Raw genomic sequence first — 2,629 nt, forward strand, 5'->3', positions numbered from 1 at the left:
GTCCCCAATCCCCTCTTTAACCGTTGGCTAGTCCCGATGGCTGGTGGTCCCAATTCCCCACTGGCGATTAAATTACTACCGGCTTTAATTACATTGGGAAATGATCCAAAAATTCGCCTGACACAAGTATTTAAGCCATCTGAACTCAAGCCAGACATGTCAGTTTCAGAACAAGCCATCCGCCATTTGATGCGGCGGCGAAAATTGTCCAGTAGTGTTGTTGCTCTCCCAGTTCAAGCTAATTCAGTCGCGGAAGGTGTGATTAACTTAGTTAAAACCGAAGGTTACGATGTTGTAGTTTTGGGAGCATCGCAAGAGGGATTGTTGCAGCAGGCGATTCAAGGTAATATTCCAGAAGCGATCGCCTCTGGTGTAGAAAGTACAGTGATTTTGGTTAGGGGTGCAATTAATAAGTAATATTGAGGAATTAAAAATAATTATTTATTTTATCGAACAGAATACATGCGTCAGTCGTCAGAATTGGGTTGGGTATTCTGTATGACAGGTGGATAACGCAGCTTTAGCGAGTTTGCGTACTCTTACAGAGAAGCAAGCTACGCTTTTAGCGTCTCGTAGAGAGGGTCTGAATAATCGGCGTTTTTGCACCTCCACGCTTATTGAAAATTTAGTGGTTAACAAGAAAGTTACGGGTCTGAATCCCCGACTGATAACGCAGCTTCGGAACCAGCGTCTTGATTCTGGCCGGAGGCGGAGCGTCTCCGGCTCCGCTCCTGAATTCTGACTTCTGAATTCTTCTTCAATGCTTATAAAATATACCAATAATAAGAGAAACAATTATTGGTATTAAGATTGGAATAGCAACTATAAGTCCCCACTTACCAAACTTAATTTCCTCACCCTCAGATTTTAAAAACGCAATCCAACCTACAACTCCCATCAAAATCCAAATACTCCCAAAGCCAAGGAATATAATAAATATTGAATCTTCCATTTTTTCTCAATTAAATGTATATAAAAAGCTAAAAATTAAATTTTAATTCATTTATTTGTTGACTAACTAGCTGAGATGTTAGCTATTAACTCACAGTTTTATTACTACATTTTATAAACTACCTTTGATTGACCGCTTGGAATAAATCTTCTCTATCTTAACAGTTATAGCGATTCTGATTTCAATGGGTACTGGGTAAAGACACGGCAATACTCACATGTATACATACGAACAAAGCCTGCCGATGCAGGCTTTTAGCATAATTATTTTTAGGACTTACGCGAAATTAGAACGCAACTCATTATTAATAGTTAGAACGGGAGCCAGAGGAACCTACTGCATTAGGGTCACGATAAGCTACATTATCATCGGCTTTGCGGCTCTTACGACCAAATAAACCAAATAAACCGAGCAAGCCCAATAAACCCCAATCGCCATCCCGATAATTTCTGTCGGTAGCAGAACTGTCTGTAGTAGTATTTGTAACAGTCCCATCAGTAGTGCTTGTTGTCTGAGCAGAAGCAGGCAGAACTGTAGGCAAGGTAGCCAAACTTAGAGCAAGAGCAGTACTTCCGATAATTTTAGAGACATTAAAGCGTTTCACGATCACATTCCTCAATTGAATTGCTGCAAGTAATAGTTAAAGCATATTAAGTTCTGATACGGACAGCATCAATCTTTAGCTGCAAATATAAATCCGCTTAAAGGTGCATTAATTATCGAGTAGATAAGCATTTTGGTATAGGTTATATTACTGGGTATGGAAAATTATGCAATAGTGAAGTCAGCGATCGCATTAAAAGTAAGCTCGATTCCAGAAGGTAGAATTTTTCTTTAATATAACAAGCGACTGGGGACTGGGGACTGGGAACTGGGTGAAAAGTCTTTTTGTGTCTAAGTTTTTTCATCTGTTGATGTCCTAACCACCAAGGCTTTTGCTATAAAATCGAAAATTATGTCTTCAGGTATGATAGATGCCGATAATTGAAGGCAATATTTCCGCAGCGATCACATAAAATTGTGAACCTATATTTTTCTGCGCCAAACTATCGGGAAATGTTCTACTGCATCTGAATCGGAACCGCTATAATTCCTCTTCACTGAGACAATTGCCAAATTTTAATAGTATTATCTTCACTACCACTGACAAGGGTCTTGCCATCAGGGCTAAAGGTTACAGATGTCACAGTGTTGCTATGCCCCGTCAATGCCAGAATTTCTTCTCCTGTGGCTGAATTCCACAGTTTGATGGTGTGATCGCGGCTACCACTAGCAATCATTTTCCCATCGGCGCTAAAGGCTACGGATGTGACTGTGTTAGCATGTCCCGCTAATGTGCGAATTTCTTTTCCCGTAGTTAGATTCCAAAGTTTAATGGTGCGTAGGTGTAGCCCGTCGTAGACATCGCGGCTAGCACTGGCTAAAGTTTTACCATCTGGGCTTATAGCCACAGCTGTTACTGTTTGAAAATTTCCCTCTAGTGTGCGGATTGAGTACCCTTTTGTCAGATTCCAGATTTTGATAGTCTTGTCAAAACTGCCACTGGCAAGAATCACACCATTAGGGCTAATAGCTAGCGATCGCACCCAGAATGTATGCCCTGTCAGTGTCCGAATTTGCTCTCCTGTTGCCAGATTCCAGATTTTGATGGTGTTGTCATCACTACCACTAACCAGA

General features: G+C 40.8%; 4 protein-coding genes. 1 reads left to right on the forward strand and 3 read right to left on the reverse strand.

Annotated elements, in window-relative coordinates; genetic code table 11:
• A partial coding sequence (locus ACFE90_RS37730; RefSeq protein ID WP_375507335.1) for a universal stress protein occupies positions 1 to 417 on the forward strand: 417 nt, incomplete at its 5' end.
• A gap of 340 nt (positions 418 to 757) precedes the next feature.
• Here ACFE90_RS37730 and ACFE90_RS37735 read toward each other — a convergent pair.
• The 3 genes from ACFE90_RS37735 to ACFE90_RS37745 all read right to left on the reverse strand — a co-directional run.
• Complete coding sequence (locus ACFE90_RS37735; RefSeq protein WP_375507336.1) at positions 758 to 952, reverse strand: hypothetical protein; 195 nt, start codon at positions 950 to 952, stop codon at positions 758 to 760.
• Positions 953 to 1,256: 304 nt separating this feature from the next.
• On the reverse strand, positions 1,257 to 1,556 hold the full coding sequence (locus ACFE90_RS37740) for a WGxxGxxG family protein (protein WP_375507337.1): 300 nt from the start codon (positions 1,554 to 1,556) through the stop codon (positions 1,257 to 1,259).
• Between the two features lie 493 nt (positions 1,557 to 2,049).
• A partial coding sequence (locus tag ACFE90_RS37745) for a WD40 repeat domain-containing protein (protein ID WP_375507338.1) occupies positions 2,050 to 2,629 on the reverse strand: 580 nt, incomplete at its 5' end.

The sequence above is a fragment of the uncultured Nostoc sp. genome, assembly GCF_964245445.1.
In the GTDB taxonomy this organism is placed as follows: Bacteria; Cyanobacteriota; Cyanobacteriia; order Cyanobacteriales; family Nostocaceae; genus Nostoc.

Coding starts and splice junctions, on each gene's coding strand:
- ACFE90_RS37735 (WP_375507336.1), bottom strand. CDS start 952: ATGGAAGATTCAATATTTATTATATTCCTTGGCTTTGGGAGTATTTGG.